The sequence below is a fragment of the Sphingobium sp. MK2 genome, assembly GCF_040170545.1.
Classification (GTDB): domain Bacteria; phylum Pseudomonadota; class Alphaproteobacteria; order Sphingomonadales; family Sphingomonadaceae; genus Sphingobium.
This window is the reverse complement of sequence record NZ_JAZDXA010000017.1, coordinates 1-19,146: the sequence shown is the minus strand read 5'-3', so window position 1 is coordinate 19,146 and position 19,146 is coordinate 1. Positions and strand designations below refer to the sequence as shown.

General features: G+C 61.6%; 15 protein-coding genes and 1 pseudogene. 9 read left to right on the top strand and 7 right to left on the bottom strand.

Annotated features, from left to right (window positions below; all coding sequences use genetic code 11):
• Positions 1-96 precede the first annotated feature (96 nt).
• The 7 genes from V2I08_RS09790 (at position 97) to V2I08_RS09760 (ending at position 9,926) form a co-directional block, all read left to right on the top strand.
• Complete coding sequence (locus tag V2I08_RS09790) at positions 97-2,529, top strand: DUF1592 domain-containing protein (RefSeq protein ID WP_349634925.1); 2,433 nt, start codon at positions 97-99, stop codon at positions 2,527-2,529.
• 10 nt (positions 2,530-2,539) lie between these two features.
• Entirely contained in the window at positions 2,540-3,880 is a 1,341-nt protein-coding gene (locus V2I08_RS09785; protein WP_349634924.1) for a DUF1552 domain-containing protein, read from the top strand.
• A complete protein-coding gene (locus V2I08_RS09780) occupies positions 3,873-5,249 on the top strand; it encodes an ankyrin repeat domain-containing protein (protein WP_349634923.1) in 1,377 nt (458 codons plus the stop codon). Before V2I08_RS09785 ends, V2I08_RS09780 begins: the two co-directional genes overlap by 8 nt.
• Before the next feature lie 18 nt (positions 5,250-5,267).
• A complete protein-coding gene (locus tag V2I08_RS09775; RefSeq protein ID WP_349634922.1) occupies positions 5,268-5,765 on the top strand; it encodes a cytochrome c in 498 nt (165 codons plus the stop codon).
• Positions 5,766-5,775: 10 nt separating this feature from the next.
• Entirely contained in the window at positions 5,776-6,447 is a 672-nt protein-coding gene (locus V2I08_RS09770; protein WP_349634921.1) for a cytochrome b/b6 domain-containing protein, read from the top strand.
• A gap of 415 nt (positions 6,448-6,862) precedes the next feature.
• Positions 6,863-7,456 carry an SCO family protein gene (locus V2I08_RS09765; protein WP_349634920.1) on the top strand — a complete coding sequence of 198 codons (594 nt, stop codon included), beginning with the start codon at positions 6,863-6,865 and terminating at the stop codon, positions 7,454-7,456.
• Between the two features lie 52 nt (positions 7,457-7,508).
• Entirely contained in the window at positions 7,509-9,926 is a 2,418-nt protein-coding gene (locus V2I08_RS09760) for a galactose oxidase-like domain-containing protein (protein WP_349634919.1), read from the top strand.
• A gap of 311 nt (positions 9,927-10,237) precedes the next feature.
• Here the strand turns inward: V2I08_RS09760 and V2I08_RS09755 are convergent.
• The 5 genes and pseudogenes from V2I08_RS09755 to V2I08_RS09735 all read right to left on the bottom strand — a co-directional run.
• Positions 10,238-10,372, bottom strand: a pseudogene (locus V2I08_RS09755) (Arm DNA-binding domain-containing protein); the annotation flags it as partial.
• Between the two features lie 267 nt (positions 10,373-10,639).
• A complete protein-coding gene (guaA, locus tag V2I08_RS09750) occupies positions 10,640-12,199 on the bottom strand; it encodes a glutamine-hydrolyzing GMP synthase (protein WP_349634917.1) in 1,560 nt (519 codons plus the stop codon).
• Between the two features lie 43 nt (positions 12,200-12,242).
• The gene (locus V2I08_RS09745; protein ID WP_349634916.1) at positions 12,243-13,496 is read right to left on the bottom strand and encodes a TCR/Tet family MFS transporter; all 1,254 of its coding nucleotides are present in this window, start codon (positions 13,494-13,496) and stop codon (positions 12,243-12,245) included.
• Between the two features lie 36 nt (positions 13,497-13,532).
• Complete coding sequence (locus tag V2I08_RS09740) at positions 13,533-14,906, bottom strand: glutamate--cysteine ligase (protein ID WP_349634915.1); 1,374 nt, start codon at positions 14,904-14,906, stop codon at positions 13,533-13,535.
• A gap of 98 nt (positions 14,907-15,004) precedes the next feature.
• Positions 15,005-15,751, bottom strand: a complete 747-nt coding sequence (locus V2I08_RS09735; protein WP_349634914.1) for a 16S rRNA (uracil(1498)-N(3))-methyltransferase — start codon at positions 15,749-15,751, stop codon at positions 15,005-15,007.
• A gap of 94 nt (positions 15,752-15,845) precedes the next feature.
• On the opposite strand from V2I08_RS09735, the gene ubiA reads away from it, so the two are divergent.
• Both ubiA and V2I08_RS09725 read left to right on the top strand, forming a co-directional pair.
• Positions 15,846-16,748 carry a 4-hydroxybenzoate octaprenyltransferase gene (gene ubiA / locus V2I08_RS09730; protein ID WP_349634913.1) on the top strand — a complete coding sequence of 301 codons (903 nt, stop codon included), beginning with the start codon at positions 15,846-15,848 and terminating at the stop codon, positions 16,746-16,748.
• Entirely contained in the window at positions 16,745-18,214 is a 1,470-nt protein-coding gene (locus V2I08_RS09725; RefSeq protein WP_349634912.1) for a phospholipase D-like domain-containing protein, read from the top strand. The genes ubiA and V2I08_RS09725 overlap by 4 nt, the downstream gene beginning before the upstream one ends.
• 3 nt (positions 18,215-18,217) lie before the next feature.
• Here the strand turns inward: V2I08_RS09725 and V2I08_RS09720 are convergent, their stop codons facing one another.
• Complete coding sequence (locus V2I08_RS09720; protein WP_349634998.1) at positions 18,218-18,439, bottom strand: BrnA antitoxin family protein; 222 nt, start codon at positions 18,437-18,439, stop codon at positions 18,218-18,220.
• Between the two features lie 18 nt (positions 18,440-18,457).
• Positions 18,458-18,730, bottom strand: a complete 273-nt coding sequence (locus V2I08_RS09715; protein WP_349634911.1) for a BrnT family toxin — start codon at positions 18,728-18,730, stop codon at positions 18,458-18,460.
• Positions 18,731-19,146: the final 416 nt, after the last annotated feature.

Genomic DNA, 19,146 nt, shown 5'->3' with positions numbered 1-19,146 from the left:
ATGTGCATCGATGAACGGCGGGCGATGCGCCGCCGATCGTCCTGACTGGGTGAAAGGGTGGTGGGTGGCTGCCCGTGGAACATGGGATCGCAATAGATGGGCCTGAATTGGCGTCCGACATTACCCAGTTGCATCCTGGCGCTGAGTGCGCTGGTTGCCGCTGCGTCGGTTCTTGCCCGGCCTGATGACGTGTCACAATTGCCGACGGCAGTGACGCTGACGGGGGCGGATGTCGCCCCAGCGATCCTGGGCGACTATTGTTCGCGCTGTCATAATGACAGCGACAAGATCGCCAACCTGTCGCTCGATGATCTGCAAGATGTCGACCTGCTGCACGGCGCGAACATGGACATTTGGGAAAAGGTCCTGCGGCGCACCCGCCAGGGTGAGATGCCGCCGCTGAACAAGCCGCAGCCTACGCCCGCCCAGAGGGCCGCCTTCGTGCAATGGCTGGAAGGCGGGCTCGATGCCTATGCCGCCGCCCATCCCGATCCAGGCCGCGCCACTTTGCGTCGCCTCAACCGGGTGGAATATGCCAATGCCGTCCGCGACCTGCTGGCGCTCCGGGTCGACGTCAGCCGCGAATTGCCGCAGGATAATTCGGGTTATGGCTTCGACAATATCGCGGACGTGCTGAGCGTCTCGCCGACGCTGATGGATCGCTATATCGCGGTGGCAGGCAAGGTCGGTCGCATGGCCACGGGCCTGACGTCCCGGCGAGAATTTGTGACATCCTATGAAGTCCCCAAGGATGGGTCGGTCATGAATGCGGGTCGCCCTGCCTATAACGAGCGCGCCAGCGAGCACCTGCCGCTCGGCTCGCGCGGTGGCGGGGCCTTCACCTATTATGCCCGCTATGATGCCACCTATGAGGTCAGCGGCTGGCTGAACGCGAACACCAACAATGAAACCGACCGGCAAAAGGAAGACAAGGTCAGCGTCCGTGTACCGCTGAAGGCCGGTGCGCATGTCATCGGCCTGTCGTTCCGCCGCCAGATCGCGCCCGACGAAAGCGTCCAGACGCTACGCAACGATCTTGACAAAGTGCCAGTGCCGACCGCAGCGCCGGTGATGCTGCCGATGGACGTTTCGGTCGATGGAGTGCGCGTCGCGTCGATCGACGTGCCGTCCTACCGCATGTCGCCGCGCTATTCGCAGCAGAATTTCCCGCGCGACATACTTCAGATCGACGTGGCGGGGCCGTTTTCGCCGCGCGGGGTCGGCAAAACGCCCAGCCGCGACCGCATCTTCCTGTGCAAGCCGACGCGCGTCACCGCCGAGACCGCTTGCGCCCGGCAGATCGTCGCCACGCTCGCCCGCCGTGCCTATCGACGCCCCGTGACCGATAGCGATCTGGCACCGTTGATGCGGGTCTATGCGACCGAGAGGGGGCAGTCCGATTTCGAACATGGGGTCGAGGCGGCGGTGGAGGCCATTCTGGTGTCCCCCCATTTCCTGTTCCTGATCGAACAGGACCCGGCGGGGAGCAAGGCAGGCGGCGTCCGTCGCCTGACCGACATCGAGCTGGCGTCGCGCCTGTCCTTCTTCCTGTGGAGTAGCATCCCCGATGAAACCCTGCTGCGCCTCGCTGAATCCGGCCAGCTACAGCAACCGGGCGTTGTGGATGCGCAAGTCGCAAGGATGCTGGCCGATCCGCGATCGCAGGCGTTGACGACCAATTTTGCGGGTCAGTGGCTCTATCTGCGGAACCTGGACCAGCAGCGGCCCGATATCACCGTCTTCCCCAAATTCGACACCCGGCTGCGCAATGCAATGGCGCGCGAGACGGAGATGTTCTTTAGCCATGTGCTGCGAACGAATGCCAGCCTGCTGGATTTCATTGCGGCCGACTATACGTTCCTCAATCAGCGGCTGGCCGACCATTATGGCATCAGCGGCGTCACCGGCACCGCCATGCGCCGCGTCAGCCTGGACCCGGCATCCAATCGCGGCGGACTGCTGGGCCAGGCCAGCATTCTTACTGTGACGTCCTATGGCAATCACACGTCGGTGGTGAAGCGGGGTAAGTGGATACTCGACAATCTGCTCGCTGCGCCGCCGCCGCCGCCGCCGCCAGACGTGCCTGCCTTGCAGGACAAGCATGACGGTCGCCTGTTGACGGCGCGCGAGCAATTGGAACTGCACCGTAAAAGTCCTGCCTGTGCCGCCTGCCATGTGAAGATGGACCCGCTGGGTTTCGCGCTCGAAAATTTCGATGCTGTCGGCGCTTTCCGCCAGAGGGATGCGGGCCAGCCCATCGACGTGTCGGCACGAATGCCCGATGGTACGCAATTTGCGGGGCTAGCCGGGCTCAAGCGGATATTGCTGACGCAGAAGGATGAATTTGCCAGTGCCTTTACTGAAAGGCTGATGACCTATGCGCTGGCCCGCGGCGTGGACGCGCGCGACATGCCGGCCATCCGCACGATCGGCCGCAGTGCGGCAGCCGATGGCTATCGCATCCAGACGGTTATCAAGGGGGTCGTACACAGCGCGCCCTTCACGTTGCGAAGGACAACCGGCAAATGAGGTGGGCACGATGATAGTTCTGCGTAAGCCACTCAGCCGCCGTACCATGTTGCGCGGCGCGGGCACGATGATGGCCTTGCCATTCCTGGAAGCCATGATGCCGACGGCCAGCGCGGCTGATGTCGCGTCCCGGCCCAAGCGGCTCCAGATATTCTATTCCCCAAACGGCATGATGATGAACCAGTTTCTGCCGACGGCGCAGGGACCAGGATTTGCGCTGCCACCCACGCTGGAACCGCTGGCACCGCATCGTGCGCAGATCAGCGTCGTCACCGGCCTTGGTCATCCCAGTGCGGCGGCCATGGGGGATCGTCCCGCCGGACATGGCCGCTCCTGTCCCGCCTTCATCACCGGCGTTCATGTGCGCCAGACTGAGGGCACGGACATACGCTGCGGCATTTCGGTCGACCAACTCTATGCCGATCATCTGGGCGACGCGACCCAGCTCAGCTCGCTGGAACTGGGCATCGACCAGGCCAGCCTGCTAGGCAGTTGCGATATTGGCTATAGTTGCGCCTACACCAACGGCATTAGTTGGCGGAACCCGACCGTGCCATTGCCCGTCACCGCCAATCCGCGCGACGTGTTTGAACGCCTGTTCGGCGATGGCGACGCGCTCGATGCCAAGAGCCAGCTTGCGCAATTGCGGCGGCAATCGAGTATCCTCGATTTTGTGATGGAGGACAGCGCTCGCCTGACCGGGGTGCTGGGCATGGAGGATCGGCACAAGGTCGACGAATATCTGGAAGCGACCCGCGATATCGAACGACGCATCCAGCGCGCGATCGCATCGGGCGGCGGCGCGCAGAGCGCCGATCTGGAGCGACCGGCGGGCATTCCCGACAGTTTCGACGCACATGTCCGCATGATGATCGATCTCCAGGTTCTGGCGATGCAGGCCGACATCACCCGCATCGGCAGTTTCATGATCGGACGCGAACTTAGCAATCGCACCTATCCCGAAATCGGTGTGCCGGATTCGCATCACATGCTCAGCCATCACGGCAACAACCCGGAAAAAATGGCGAAGCTGGCCCGCATCAACCGACATCATATGGAATATTTCGCTTATTATCTCGATCGGATGAAGGCGGTGAAGGATGGTGAAGGTTCGCTGCTCGACCGGACTTTGGTACTGCGTGGATCGGCCTTTGGTGACCCCAATGAGCATGACCATATGGACCTGCCCGTTATCGTCGCGGGTGGACTGGTGCCTGGCGACCGGCATATCGTCGCTGAAAAAGGGACTACCATGTCCAACCTGCTGCTAAGCGTACTGCATCTGCTTGATGTGCCGGCGGCCCGCTTTGGCGACAGCGATGGTCCGTTCAAGGCATTGGCCGGTGGCTGATGTCACCCGCCCGATTCTCGCCTTGCTGGCGCTGCTGACGGGGTGCAGCGTTGCGCAAGCCCGCCCGGCGCAGGATGATGACAGGCTGGCGCGCGCGATCCAGGCGAACGACCTGGCCGGTGTTCAGGTGGCCCTGGCAGAGGGGGCCGACCCCAACCGGAAGCTTGCCTTTGGTGCCACGCCGCTCAGCTGGGCGGTGAACGTCCAAAATGCTGCGATGATTGGCGCGCTGCTGGCTGGTGGCGCGGGCGTTAACAATGCTGATCAGGACGGGGTCACGCCGCTGTCGCTCGCTTGTGAGTTGGGAGAGGCTATGATCGTAGCGCAATTGCTTGACGCCGGTGCCAATGTCCGCGCCACACGACCGGACGGGACAAGCCCGCTTGCCATCTGCGCCCGCTATGGCCCTTCCGACGCCGTCGCACGCATGGTGGCCATGGGGGCGGCACCGGACAGTATCGACAGCCGCGGCCAGACACCGTTGATGTGGGCGGCCGCAGCGGGCCGGACAGAGGCGATCGCCCTTCTGCTCCAGGCCGGAGCGAATCCGAACCGGGTGTCGAAGGGCGGATTCACGCCCTTATTCTTCGCGATCAAGAGCGGCGTGGTCCCGGCAACACAGGCGCTGCTCGCTGCGGGCGCGGACAGTACCTATCGTGGTCCAGAAAATACCAGCGCGGTACAACTCGCGCTCTATCAAAAAAATTTCGCTGCCGCCGCTTTGTTGGTGCCGCATGGGGTGGACGTGACGGAACGGGACCGGACCGGCGAACTACTGCTCCATGGTGCGGCGGCGGGCGGAGATGTCGATCTCGTCCGTCTGCTGCTGGCCAAGGGCGCGGATCCCAATGGCCTGACCGGCCCGTCGCGGATCACATGGGTGACGGAAGCAAATTTCGGTCGCCCGCCCCCGCCGGTGCCGCCGACACCGCCACTGCTGATTGCTGCTGCCAATGGCCGCAAGGACGTGATGGCGCTGTTGCTCGCGGCAGGGGCCGATCCGCGTTTCGTAGCAGTGGATGGCACCAATGTGCTGCTAGCCGCCGCGCGCGGAGGTAGTGCGGCCACGCTTGGCTATGCGCTGTCGCTGGCACCGGCAGTCGATGTCGCGGATGCCGACGGGATGACCGTGCTCCACGTGCTGGTGGCCGGGGGCGTCCAGCCAGAGCTTGAGGCGATGCTCCGCGTCCTGGCTGCCCATGGTGCGCGAACCGACATTCCGAGCAAATATGGTGCGACGGCCGCGCAGATGGCCGACGGAGGCATCTCCGAAGTGAAAGGAATTTTTCGCACTGTCTTTCCTGACCCGACGGCAGTGAAGATGGCGGGTGCGCTGCCCCGGACCGTTCTGACCATTGACCAGCAATAGCGCAGGGTAGACCATCGCATGACCATATCGCCAGCCTTCCGCCTCCCGCTGCTCGCGCTGTTCGGCCTCCCTCTAGCGGCGATGCCGATGATGCCGGTGCCGCTGAACGCCGCCCCGGCCGCTGCCCCAACGCCCAAGGCGGCCATCGCCGCGCGTCAGGCGGGCTATAAGAAAATGGGCGCGGCCATGAAGGCGCTGAACGACCAGCTTAAGACTGGCACCCCGATGAAGGCAACGATGGTCGGTGCGGCTCAAACGCTGGCTGCCGCCGCGCGCGAACAACCCAGGCTCTTCCCAGCCGGTAGCGGCCCGACGGCAGGCGTTCGCACCGACGCGCTGCCTAACATCTGGACAGATCGCGCGACGTTCGACGGGCAAATGGCCAAGCTGATCGCCGAGTCGGGCAAATTGATAGCCGTCGTTAATGGCGGCAATGTCGATGCGATCCGCACGCAGGCGAAGGCGACCGGGGCGACCTGCGCCGCCTGCCATCGCCAGTTCCGCGCGGACAATTGAAGATCACGTCATGGCACCCCTTGCACCATCCCGAAGCATTCTGATCTGGGACATTTATATCCGGCTGTTCCATTGGTTGCTCGTCGCCCTGCTTGGCTTTTCCTGGTGGAGCGGTGAACGACATGAGATGGAATGGCATCGCCTGTCCGGCTACGGCATTTTCTTCTTGCTGATCTTTCGTGTTTACTGGGGGGTTTTTGGCACCGGGACAGCCCGCTTCGCGCATTTCGTGCGCAGCCCACATGCTACTTTTGTCTATCTTAAGGCGCTCGGACAGCACCCCCATCGCACCACGGTCGGTCATAATCCAGCGGGCGGCTGGAGCGTGTTGCTACTGCTCGCCACCGTGATGGCAATGGTCATTGCAGGCCTGTTCGCGGTCGATGTGGACGGCCTCGAATCCGGTCCACTTTCCGACTATGTCAGCTTTGATCAGGGGCGCATGGCCTCTGACTTGCACGCAATGCTATTTAGTCTACTCCTCCTCCTTGTGGCGCTGCATATTGCTGCAATCCTGTATCATCTGTTACGATTGCGCGATGATCTTGTCGGTCCGATGTTTCACGGCCGCCGGACCTTAGCGGTCGAAGAAGAGGTCGACCTTCCGGCCGGAACGCCTTGGAGAGCCTTGGTTGGTCTGCTCATCGCCGCCGCCTGCACTTGGGCGATCGGTTTCAGGTAAGCATTTCCAATCGTCAAAGCCGTCGAATGATGTCATCTGTCTGGTTTTCGGGGAGCCTGCCGAGGCCCGTCAGCCGCTTCTACATCAGTCATATCCGATGGATATCATAGTCCCTCCCGGCTATGCTCGCACCGGGCAATACCAGTCCATGTCACCATTCACTCCATCTCTTCGTAATGAGGCGTGAATCACAATATGCTGATATTACTCAATAATCTTCGAAAATTGCTCTAAAATCTGCATAATATTAACCATTAAAATTTATAAAAAATCAATTAATGTAAATTTTATGCCGGTTAATATTGGTGTTATAACTTGATCCAAATTTAGACAGTTTCACAAAATGCTGATTTTGCAGCAGTTTTAGCTTGAATGATTTATTTGTTATTTGCAGAAATCGCATAGGGGGTATCCTATGCATCGAGTTGCAAAAAAATTACTGGGAAATTTGTTAACCATTGCCATTACTATTGCCTTGGCGGCACCTGTAGGCGCTGCCCCGGTATGGTCCGGTGCCGACCCTATGCGCACCATTCTAAAGGGGCTGATCGATCAAAATGGACGCCCGGTGAATGATGGGCGGTTTGCCGGTCGCTATGTGCTGGTCAACTTCATCTTCACAGGCTGCGGCACAACCTGCCCCACGCAAGTTGCTGAATTGGCGCAGTTTGAACGCAAACTGCCGCCCGTCATCCGCAACAAGCTGACCATCCTTTCGATCAGCGTCGATCCGGGCAATGACAAGCCGCAAAGGCTCAAGGCCTATGCAAAGGCATTTGGCGTGACATCCAAAAGCTGGACATTTGCCACCGGTCGGCCGGATCACGTCATGCGCGTCGTCAAGACATTTGCTGCGATGCGACCTGGCAAAGCCGGGTTTGATTTCCACTCCACCGAAGTCCGGCTGTTCGATAGCCGCCACCGTATGATCCAACGTTATTCCGGCGCGCCGCTCGCGTCCCAACAGATACGGAATGATCTGGAAGCGCTCATGGAGATGAGCCGCTGATCTTCACCTCGTCTTTACCCCTGATAATTCTGCGTATCTCTGGAGATTTCCGATGTCGTTCAAGTCTACCGTTGCAGTTTGCCTCCTTGCCACCGGGCGCGCGCTGCCGGTCGCGGCTATGCTGATGGCTGGTGCTAGCGCTGTGCCCGCATTGGCCCAACAGGCCGTGTACCCGGTGGTTGTCGACAACTCTAGCACGGATCCCCTGCTGTCGAACCTGTCGATCCCGGCCAAGGCCGCGCAGGCAGGCATGTGGTCTGGTGTTTATAGCTGGCCCAGCATTCCCATCCATGCCTCGCTGCTGCCGGATGGCCGTGTGCTCACTTATGGAGCACCTCCAGGGGGCACGGTGCAGGATGGTCGCTCGCTGGTATTCTGGGACCCGCGCAAAGGCATTGACAGCGCATCTTTCCAGGTTCTGCCCAATGCGCAGAACGTGGACAGCTTTTGCTCTTCGGCAACCCTGTTGTCAGACGGCAAGCTGCTCGTTTCGGGCGGAGCGAGCACTATTTCCGGCTTTTCCAGCCGCGAAGGCATGGTGCTCGACTGGCGGACCTCGCAGCCGCAGCGCGACTATAACCTCAATGCGCCGCGCTGGTATGGCACTATGACCAAGCTGCCGGATGGTCGTGCCATCATCACCGGCGGTTCTGCCCCCTATGCGATCAATGATCCCAATGTGCCCGAAACGCCGCTTCCGACCATTTCCTCAACCCCTGAGGTCTATACCCCTGGCCAGGGTTGGCGCAGCCTGGTGGGCGCGTACAGCACCGATGCCTTCGGCCCGCGCAGCGAACGCTGGTGGTATCCGCGCCAATGGGTTTCGCCCGCAGGCACTCTGTTCGGCATCTCGACCGAGAAGATCTGGGAAATGCGGCTGGGCGGCAATGGCTCGATCCGTACCCTGCGCGACTTCAAGACCAGGGTCGACAACAACACGCGTCCCAATGTCGGCCCGACCTCGACCGCAGTGATGTTCGATACCGGCCGCATCCTTCAGGTGGGCGGCAATGGCTATAATAACGGCTATCAAAGCCCTTCCAGCGCCGCCGCCACCGTATTTGATATCAACAAGCTGGGAGCGGGCCAGCTCACCATCACTGAAACCGCGCCGATGAACAATCCTCGCCAGTGGGCCAATGCCGCAGTGCTGCCCAATGGCCGCGTGCTCGTCACCGGCGGAACGCGCTATGCCGATGAAGCGGGCAACAATGCGGTGCTGTCTGCAGAAATCTGGGATCCAGCCAGTGGGCGTTGGACGCTCGGCGCATCGGGCCGGGTCTATCGCGGCTATCACTCCAACTCGCTGCTGCTGCCCAATGGCGCGGTTCTGGTTTCGGGCGGTGGCGCGCCTGGACCTGCGACCAACCTGAACGCCGAAATCTATTATCCGCCCTATTTGTTCCGCAGCGAAAATGGCCGGTCGGTGCTGGCACAGCGCCCCCGGATCATCAGCCTATCCACGGTCGCAGCCAATTTCGGACAAAATATCGAGGTTCAAACCGCGACTGGCGACAATATCATCAGGGTTTCGCTGATTGCCGTAGGATCGGTAACGCACAGCTTTGATTCAAACCAGCGCCGCCTGAAGCTATCCTTCACGCGTACAGCAAGCGGCATCAATGTAACTATGCCGAGCAATCCCAATCTGGCACCTCCGGGCTATTACCAGCTTTCGACAGTCGATGCGGCAGGCGTGCCTTCGCGCGGCGTGATCGTGTCGATTGGCGCAGCGGCTCCGGCCCTACCTGGTGCCACACCCGCAACCCCCTCAGTCCCTGCTCCGGTCAATCCGCAACTGCCGGGTGATGCGGCGACGCAGATCGGGACGGGCGCGGTGGCGATTGCCGCTGGCGCAGATGGCACCATCGCAACCGCCAATGTCCAGAACAATATCTGGGTGCTGCCTCCCAATGGTCGCTGGACCATGCTGGAATGGAACTTCAAGGATGTGGCCATTATCGGTGAGAACCGTTATTATGCGGTGGGAACCGACAATAACGTCTATCGCCGCGATAATAACCGCTGGGTGCAGGTGGCACAGGACAGCCGAGCTGTGGCGGCCAGCGCCGATGGCACGGTCGCCCATATCAATGCCAGCGGAAGCAAAGTGTGGGTCAAGAGCGCCGACGATAACAACAACCAGTGGTTCTGGGCACCGAATGTCTGGGCCAAGAAGATCGCGCTCGTCCGCAAGGGTTCACTCTACTATATCGGCGGCGAAAACAACGTGTGGCGCTCCGACTTTATAAATGGCCCAGTGTTGGTCGGTCGTAACGCTGTCGACATCGCAGCATCTTCCGATGGAACAATTACTGTATTGTCTACCGATGGATCAATCTGGCGCAAACAGAACGATGACAATGTCGAGGCCTGGGTGAGGGTTAGCGGCACCGCCACCCGCCTTGCCACACCCAATGCGGGCACGATGATCTACACCGATAGCTCGGGCAATATCTACCGCCGCTGATTGAAGCACCTTTGGAGCCCGATCTGTAATTGCAGAGCTCTGGCGGTGTGATCCGTTGAGGGTTTCATGGATATGTCCGCACTGACCGAACTGCAGTTCGGTCAGTGCTTTATCGGGTCTCGCAAGAACGAACGTTGTATTGATTCGAAGCGGGCTATGGGCGCCCATCGGACTACTTCGCAAAACGTTCGTCCCTGCGTTCCCTCGCGGGACACCGCCCTCCGATCAGCTTTGGTGCCTCACCGCTGGCAAACTGCCTTTGTTGCGAGCTCTAATCGCTCAGGTGACCGGCACAAATCCGTTACAAGTCATATCCCGTCACGGGCATACCTACCGAGATAGACAGTCTCCCGCCCGCCGTTCAACCGATAGTCGAGCCTGAACGAGATGGCACCCGACGGTGCGACGCGCACATACATGCTGTCACGATCAGATACTTTGTACATTTTTGCTTTTTGTTCCGATCACTTAAGTGCTGTATCGGTCAACATTTCGGACCTTCTTGCGGAAAAGTACCGTCATTGGCCTCGTTTGACCTGACGGTAGTTTCGTTTTTCCGGTTGATAAATGGGGGCGAGGCCCGTCAGCGAGGCCGACGAACACGATCTATGTCCACCGATAGATATCGATAGGCATGGGAAGGATCTATTTTTATTTTCAGTATGTTATGTCGTACTCTAGCGTATTTTCGGATACGCTCGGATAGGTCTGAATCATTCCCACTCGATCGTGCCGGGGGGCTTGCTGGTATAGTCGTAGACGACGCGGTTGATGCCCTTGACCTCGTTGATGATGCGGGTTGCGACGCGGCTCAGGAAGGCGGCGTCGAAGGGGTAGATATCGGCGGTCATGCCGTCGGTCGAGGTGACGGCGCGCAGCGCGCAGACGCTGTCATAGGTGCGAAGGTCCCCCATCACGCCCACGGTGCGGACGGGGAGCAGTACGGCGAACGCCTGCCAGATCGCATCATAGAGGCCCGCATTGCGGATTTCCTCCAGATAGACCGCGTCGGCCTTGCGCAATATGTCGCAGCGTTCCTTGGTGACTTCGCCGGGGATGCGGATGGCAAGGCCGGGGCCGGGGAAGGGGTGACGGCCAACGAAAATGTCGGGCAGGCCCAGTTCCTTGCCCAGCACGCGCACTTCGTCCTTGAACAGTTCGCGCAAGGGTTCGACCAGCTTCATGTTCATGCGGTCGGGCAGGCCGCCGACATTATGATGCGACTTGATCGTGACCGAAGGCCCGCCGGTGAAGGACACGCTTTCGATGACGTCGGGATAGAGCGTGCCTTGTGCCAGGAAATCCGCACCGCCGATCTTGGCGGCTTCCTCCTCGAACACGGCGATGAATTCGCCACCGATGAATTTGCGCTTCTTTTCGGGGTCAGTGAGGCCCGCCAGGCCGTCGAGGAAGCGGGCTTCGGCCTCCACATGGACCAGCTTGATACCATAATGTTCGCGGAACAGGCTGACCACCTGTTCGGCTTCGCCCAGGCGCATCAGGCCATGGTCGACGAATACGCAGGTCAGCTGGTCGCCGATCGCTTCGTGGATCAGCACCGCCGCCACTGCGCTGTCGACGCCGCCGGACAGGCCGCAAATGACCCGGCCTTCGCCAACCTGGGCGCGGATGTCGGCGATCTTGGTCGCGCGGAATTCCGCCATCGTCCAGTCGCCCGCCAGGCCGCAGACATGGCGCACGAAATTGGCGAGCAGCTTGCCGCCATCGGGGGTGTGGACGACTTCGGGATGGAATTGGGTGGCGTAGAAGCGCTTGGTCTCATTGGCGGTCACGGCGAAGGGCGCGCCTTCGCTGGTCGCGACGACCTCGAAACCGGGGGCGAGCTGCGTCACCTTGTCGCCATGGCTCATCCACACCTGATGGCGCTCGCCCTCGCTCCACAGGCCGTCGAACAGCGCGCAACTCTTCTTTACCTCGATGAAGGCGCGGCCGAATTCGCCGCTCTCGCCGCCTTCGACATTGCCGCCCAATTGCTGCATCATCGTCTGCTGGCCATAGCAGATGCCCAGCACAGGCACGCCCGCGTCGAAGATCGCCTGCGGTGCGCGGGGACTGTCTTCCCACATCACCGAAGACGGCCCGCCTGACAGGATCACCCCCTTGGGCTGCATCCGGGCAAAGGCCTCGGCGGCGCTGTTGAAGGGGGCGATTTCGGAATAGACGCCGGCTTCGCGCACGCGCCGGGCGATGAGCTGGGTCACCTGGCTGCCGAAGTCCACGATAAGGATGGAATCCTGAAGGGGCAGCGTCATAGAATCGCCTTTGTCAGTCCGAGGGATAGGGATTCGCGTCCGGTTACTGTCCTGTTGCGTTCTTGTCCAGCACAGGTGCGCGCGCGCCGCGCCCGGCGGTCCATCCCAGCAGCGCGCCACCGGCCAGAACAGCGGCGGCGATCAGGAAGGCGCTGCCGATGAAGGGCAGGATCGGCGCGGTGCCGACCGAGGCGGAGTAGACCGCGCCGAAGAAGAGCGGCGAAGCGATGCCCGCAATGCTGGAGACGCTGTTGTTCGCGCCCTGCAACTGGCCCTGTTCGCTTTCGGACACGCGCCGGGTCATGAGCGACTGGAGGGTGGGCATGGCAAGGCCCCAGAGCGCATTGGGCAGCATGGCGGCGACGAACAGCCATCCCGTCGGCGCAAGGCCCATCGCCGCAATGCCGACCGCGCCGAACGACAGGCCGACGACCATCGTGGTCCGGTCGCCCAGCCGCTTGACCACTGGCCCCACGAGCAACCCCTGCACCCCCATGTCCATCAGGCCGACGAGCGCCAGCAGGGTGCCGACCTGCCACGCGCCCCAGCCATAGCGGTCGCCCGCATAGAGGACGAACACCGCCGAAAACAGGTGATGGGCGAAATAGAGCAGGAAATTGACGGTCGCGAGGCTGGCAAGGTCAGGGTGCGAGCGCAGCAGCCGGAGCGCGCCGAACGGATTGGCGCGCCGCCAGCTAAACGCCATACGCTTGTCGCGCGGCAGCGATTCGGGCAGCACGATCAGGCCGTAGAGGAAGGCGAGGCCCGACAGGCCCGCCGCCGCCCAGAAGGGCGCACGCAGCGATATCTCCCCCAGCACGCCGCCGATCAGCGGCCCGGCGACGAAGCCGCCGCTGAACGCCGCGCCGATCAGGCCATAGCCCCTGGCGCGATCTTCCGGTGCGGTGATGTCGGCCATATAGGCGAAGACCGAGGTGAAGCTGGACGAGGTGATCCCGGCGAGGATGCGCCCCACGGCCAGCCACCACAGGCTCGGCGCAAGCGCCATCAGCACATAATCGAGCGCCAGCCCGCAGACGGACACCAGGATCACCGGCCGTCGCCCGAACCTGTCGGACAACGACCCGATCACTGGCGAGCAGAGAAATTGCATCCCCGCCCACAGCGCCACAAACAGCCCGTTCCAAAGGCCTGCAGCGCTGGTCGCGCCGGAAAGCTGCTCGATAAGTTGGGGCAGCACCGGAATGACGATGCCCATCGACATGACGTCGAGCCATGCCGTCACCAGGATGAAGAGGATCGCAGCGTTGCGTGCGGGGGCGGGCGGGGCGGACATGACCGCCCCGCTAATCAGTCCAGGCCGATAAAAAGTCTAGAAACTTTCCTCGGCATAGACTTTGCTGACATCGTCGCCCCATTCGCCATGATAGCGATCGAGCAGCCGTTCGGCGTGGGTCTTGCCCGATGAGACGACATCTTCCAGCGCGGAAAGATAACCCGTCTCATTGTCGCCCGCTGCATTGTGCCGCCCACGCGCCGCCAGGCCCGATCGCGCAATATCCAGCGCCGGCCGCGCAATATCGCGCAAGGTGCGGCCCTTGCCGACTGGCGCGTCCAGGCCGAGCCGCGGCACGGCATCGCGCAAGACCTGCCGATCCTCCATGCTCCAATCCTTGACCAGATCCCACGCCGCATCGAGCGCACCCTGGTCATAGAGCAGGCCGACCCACAAGGCGGGCAGGGCACAGATGCGGCCCCACGGACCGCCATCGGCCCCGCGCATTTCGAGAAAGCTTTTCAGCCGCACTTCGGGGAAGGCGGTGGAGAGATGATCTTCCCAATCCTTCTCGGTCGGCTTTTCGCCGGGCAGGACGCTAAGTTTTCCGTCGAGGAAGTCGCGGAAACTCAGCCCTGACGCATCAATATATTTGCCGTCGCGAAAGACGAAATACATCGGCACGTCGAGCGCATAGTCGGCATAGCGTTCATAGCCAAAGCCATCCTCGAATACGAAGGGCAGCATGCCGGTGCGCTTGGGGTCGGTATCCGACCAGATATGGCTGCGATAGGAGAGGAACCCGTTGGGCTTGCCCTCGGTAAAGGGCGAATTAGCGAACAGCGCTGTTGCCAGCGGCTGCAAGGCCAGCGAGACGCGGAATTTCTGCGCCATGTCCGCTTCGCTGCCATAGTCCAGATTGGTCTGGATGGTGCAGGTGCGCAACATCATGTCGAGGCCGAGCGACCCGACGCGCGGCATGTGGCGCAGCATGATCTCGTAACGCCCCTTGGGCATGATCGGCAGCTCAGCGCGCGTCTTGTCGGGCCACATGCCAAGGCCGAGAAATCCCAGGCCCAGCATATCGCCGACATATTTCACCTGTTCCAGATGCCGCCCGGTTTCAGCGCAGGTCTGGTGCAGATTGTCGAGCGGCGCGCCCGACAGTTCCAGTTGGCCTGCCGGTTCCAGGCTGATCGTGCCATCGGCCCCTGACAGCGCGATGATATTCTCGCCCTCGAACACCGGATTCCAGCCATAGCGGGTCAGGCCGATCAGCAGCGTGTGGATGCCGCCCTTTTCCTCATAGGAAGGGGCGTGATGATCCTTGCGGCTATAGACGAATTTCTCATGCTCGGTGCCGATGCGCCAGCGGTCCTTGGGCTTTTCGCCCTTGGCAAAGGCCGCGATCAACTGGTCGCGGCTTTCGATGACGGGATCATGCTCCCCTGAGTCGGTTCTGGTGCTCATGCCCCGCCCTTACTGCTTCCCCTCTGCCCGTCAAACAATGCGGGCCTCGATCAGATAGGCTTTGTGTCCGTCCGGTTCAATCCAATAGCGAAATGAAACTATTTCCAGTCGCCATTGATCGTCATCCACGCCGCCGTAGCGGCGATAGCAGCCGTTTCCGCGCGCAGGATTCGGGGACCAAGCGAAACCGGCACGGCCTGGGGGTGGGCGCGGATCGCCTCGCGCTCAGTGGGATCAAATCCGCCTTCCGGTCCGATCAGGAAGGCCGCTGCGCCCGGATGTGCAGCAAAGGCCTCCGTCAGAGGCGCGCCGCCGGTTTCATCAGCGAAGAAAAGACGGCGATCGCTGGGCCAATCGCGCAGCAGCGCATCGAGCTTCACCATGGCGGCAAGTTCGGGCAGCGCAGTGCGCCCGCATTGTTCGGCGGCCTCGACCAGATGGGCGTGCAGCCGGTCGAGGTTCAGCTTGTCCACCACCGCACGACGGGTCAGCACGGGCTGCAATTTCGCTACGCCCAATTCGCACGCTTTTTCGGCGATCAGGTCGATGCGCCCTTTCTTGATCGGCGCACAGCAGAGCCAGAAATCGGGCACCGTCTCCGGCCCCTTGGTCTGCGCCACACATTCCAGCACCAGATCGCGCTTGCGGACGTCGCGCGCGCGCGCGGCCCACTCGCCCGACCGCCCATCGAAGAGCAGCACGATGTCATCGGGCTTCACCCGCATGACGGCGATCAGATAATGGGCCGGATTACCATCCACCGGCACCACCACGCCTTCGCCCAACTGGGTTTCGACATGCAGGCGCGGGGCGCTTTGCGGTGGCCAGGCGGGGGTGGCGGTCATTTCGGTCTTTCCGTATGGCAATGCGGCCCCTAATGCCGTTCCTATCAAGGCAAGTCGAGACGTGCCCCGCGATCAGTGGCGAAACGGAGATAGTGTGAGCAGTAGCATCGTCCCCGACACCCAAGCGCGCGGCCTTCTATCGCGCCTGCCGGACACGCCGCGCGCCCTCGCGCTGCTCGCCCGATTCGACCGGCCGATCGGCTGGTGGCTGCTTTTCTGGCCGGGTGCCTGGGCCGTGGCGCTGGCCGGGGGCGGGTTTGTTCGCTGGCCGCTCATCCTGTGGTTTCTACTGGGCAGCATCGCGATGCGCGGCGCGGGCTGCGTGTTCAACGATATCGTCGATCGCGATCTTGACGCCAAGGTCGCCCGCACCGCCTCGCGCCCGCTTGCCAGCGGCGCGATCTCGCTCAGAACCGCATGGCTCTGGCTGCTGGTCCTTTGTGCGGTAGGGCTTGTCGTGCTGTTGCAATTGCGGCCCTATGCGCAGGTCATAGCCTTGACCTCGCTCGCGCTGGTCGCGGCCTATCCTTTCATGAAGCGGATTACCGGCTGGCCGCAAATCTGGCTGGGTCTCGTCTTTTCCTGGGCGGCCTTGGTCGGTTGGAGCGAAGTGGCCGGTACGCTGACTATGGCTGGCCTATTGCTTTATGCGGGAACCATTTTCTGGGTGGTGGGCTATGATACCATCTATGCGCTGCAGGATCGGGAGGATGACGCGCTGATCGGGATCGGTTCCAGTGCCTTGTCGATGGGGCGGCATGTCCGCATGGGCGTCGCGCTCTGCTATGGGCTGGCGCTGGCTCTGTGGGCGATCGCCATCTGGCAGGTGCGGCCCGACGCTCTTGCGCTCGTCGCATTGCTCCCCATCGCCGCGCATCTTCTTTGGCAGGTCGTAACCTTGCGGGATGATGGCATCGACCCGCTTGCCAAGTTCCGTTCCAATCGTTTTGCCGGGCTGCTGATGTTCCTTGCCTGCCTCGTGGTGGGCAGCGCATGAGCGCGCATTCGACGGGGCCGGTGCCCGGCGACGATTGCTGGAAGATCGCGACAGCCACCCGCGCCAGTGTCATCATCGACGCGGATACCTATTTTCGCCATGCTCGCGCTGCGATGCTCAAGGCGCGCAAGCGGATCATGCTCATCGGCTGGGATTTCGATGCCGCGATCAGCCTTGTTCGCGAAGATGAGGTCAAGGACGGCGCGCCCGCCATCATCGGTGATTTCATCAGTTGGCTGGTCAATCGCTCGCCCGACCTCGAAATCTTCCTGCTGCGCTGGGATGTCGGCGCGATGAAGTCGATGGTCAGCCCCGTCAACCTCTTCACCACACTCAAATGGATGGCGCATCCGCGCGTCACGGTGAAGCTGGACGGGCATCATCCGCCTGCGGCCTCCCATCATCAGAAGATCGTGATAATCGACGATTGTTTCGCCTTTTGCGGCGGCATCGACATGACCGGCGATCGCTGGGACACGCGCCACCATCGTGACGAGGAGCCAGGGCGTCATCATCCCGACGGATCGCCCTATGGGCCATGGCATGATGCCACGACGGCGCTCACCGGGCCGGTTGCCGCTGCGCTGGGTGCCCATGCGCGGATGCGCTGGAAGATGGCGGGCGGTGACGAGTTGGAGCCAGTGGAGGGCGGGGAGGATTGCTGGCCTGATCGGCTGTCCGTGCAATTTGAAGGCGTGGAGGTCGCCATTTCCCGATCCGCGCCGCAAATGGACGATCAGGATGGCGTGACCGAGATTGAAAACCTCTATTGCCACCAGATCGCGGCGGCCAAACGCTGCATATACGCCGAAAGCCAATATTTCGCGTCTCGCCGCATCGCCGAGGCGATCGCCAAGCGGCTGGCCGAACCCGATGGCCCGGATATCGTCATTGTCAATCCGGAACGGGCCGACGGCTGGCTGGAACAGCAGGCGATGGATACGGCACGCGCGCGCCTCTACGAAGCGCTCAAGGCGCGCGATACCCATGGTCGCTTCCGGATTTATCACGCCTTCACCACGCGCGGCGTGCCCATCTACATCCATGCCAAGATCTTGATCGTGGATGACCGGCTGATTCGGGTCGGCTCCTCCAACATGAACAATCGGTCAATGCGGCTGGACACCGAATGCGATGTAACGATCGACACGGCCCTGCCCGCCAACGCCGGACGGCAGGACCGGATATTGGCCATTCGCAACGACCTGATCGCCGAACATCTCGACATGCCGGTCGAGCGCGTCGCCGCCGTGATCGCGGAGCGCGGACTGGTGGCGGGTATCGAGGAAATGCGTCAGAAGTCGGGGCGGACGCTGCGCCCCTATGTCACCCCTGACCTGAACGATGTACAGGCATGGCTCGCCGACCATGAATTGCTCGACCCCGAAGGCCCGGAAGAAATGTTCGAGGCCATCAGCGAACGTGGCCTGTTCCGCCGGATGAAGGGCTGGTTCGGCAGGAACTGAGGGTTAGAGGCCGAGCGCCATACGCAATTCGGCATTGATCCGGCTTTGCCAGCCGGGGTCAGTGGCTCGAAAACCGCCCAGCATGGCAGCGTCGAGGCGGAGCGTGACCTGCTGCTTGGGATCGTCGGATTTGGGACGGCCGGACGGGTTAGCGTGCCGGTGGCGGGACGGATGACCTGATCGCCCATGCGGATTTCGGCATGGCGGAAAAAATCTTCTCCCAATTCGGGTAAATCGTCCGGGTTAATCCAAGGCTGCTTCGTAATAAGCTCTTTCGCGGTCATTGGCGTATCTCATCGAAATGATACGACGACCCTCGTGGCGAGGGGGCCACACCAAGATCACCGCCCGCTCATTCAGATAGCCGCAGATGATATAACGGTCCTCACCATAATCGATTCGGTGGTCGAGCGCGGTGAGGATGCGCCCGGCGAAAACCTGACCAGCATCAGCGAAATAAAATCCCCATTTCTGCAAGGTTTTCAATCCATTGGCTTGGTATAAACTCAATTCCACATCAAACTCCTAGTCACCCGGAACCGTAGTTCGTATCATTGACGCTGGTTTTGTTGGGAGGTGATGCGATGGCGGGCCGTGTGGCGGGTGCAGTGGTGCTGAGCGCGCAGGAGTGCTCTTTCCTCGATGCCCAAGCGCGGCGACACAAGGCGGCTCGTTCGTTGTCGGATCTTTGCCGAATGATCCTGCTATGTGCTGGTGGGCTTCAGAGTAAGGAGGTTGCCGAACGCCTTGGGGTGTACGAGCATACTGTCGGCAAATGACGGCGGCGGTTTGTGGAAGGCCGCCTAGAAGGGTTCACTGACGAATACCGGGCGGCCGCCCGCGCACCGTCTCCGTTTGTCAACGGCACAGTAATTTTCCCCGGAACGGACAAAGTAAAATTCCCCACTTTGCGGTTTGAGGTTCAGGAGCCG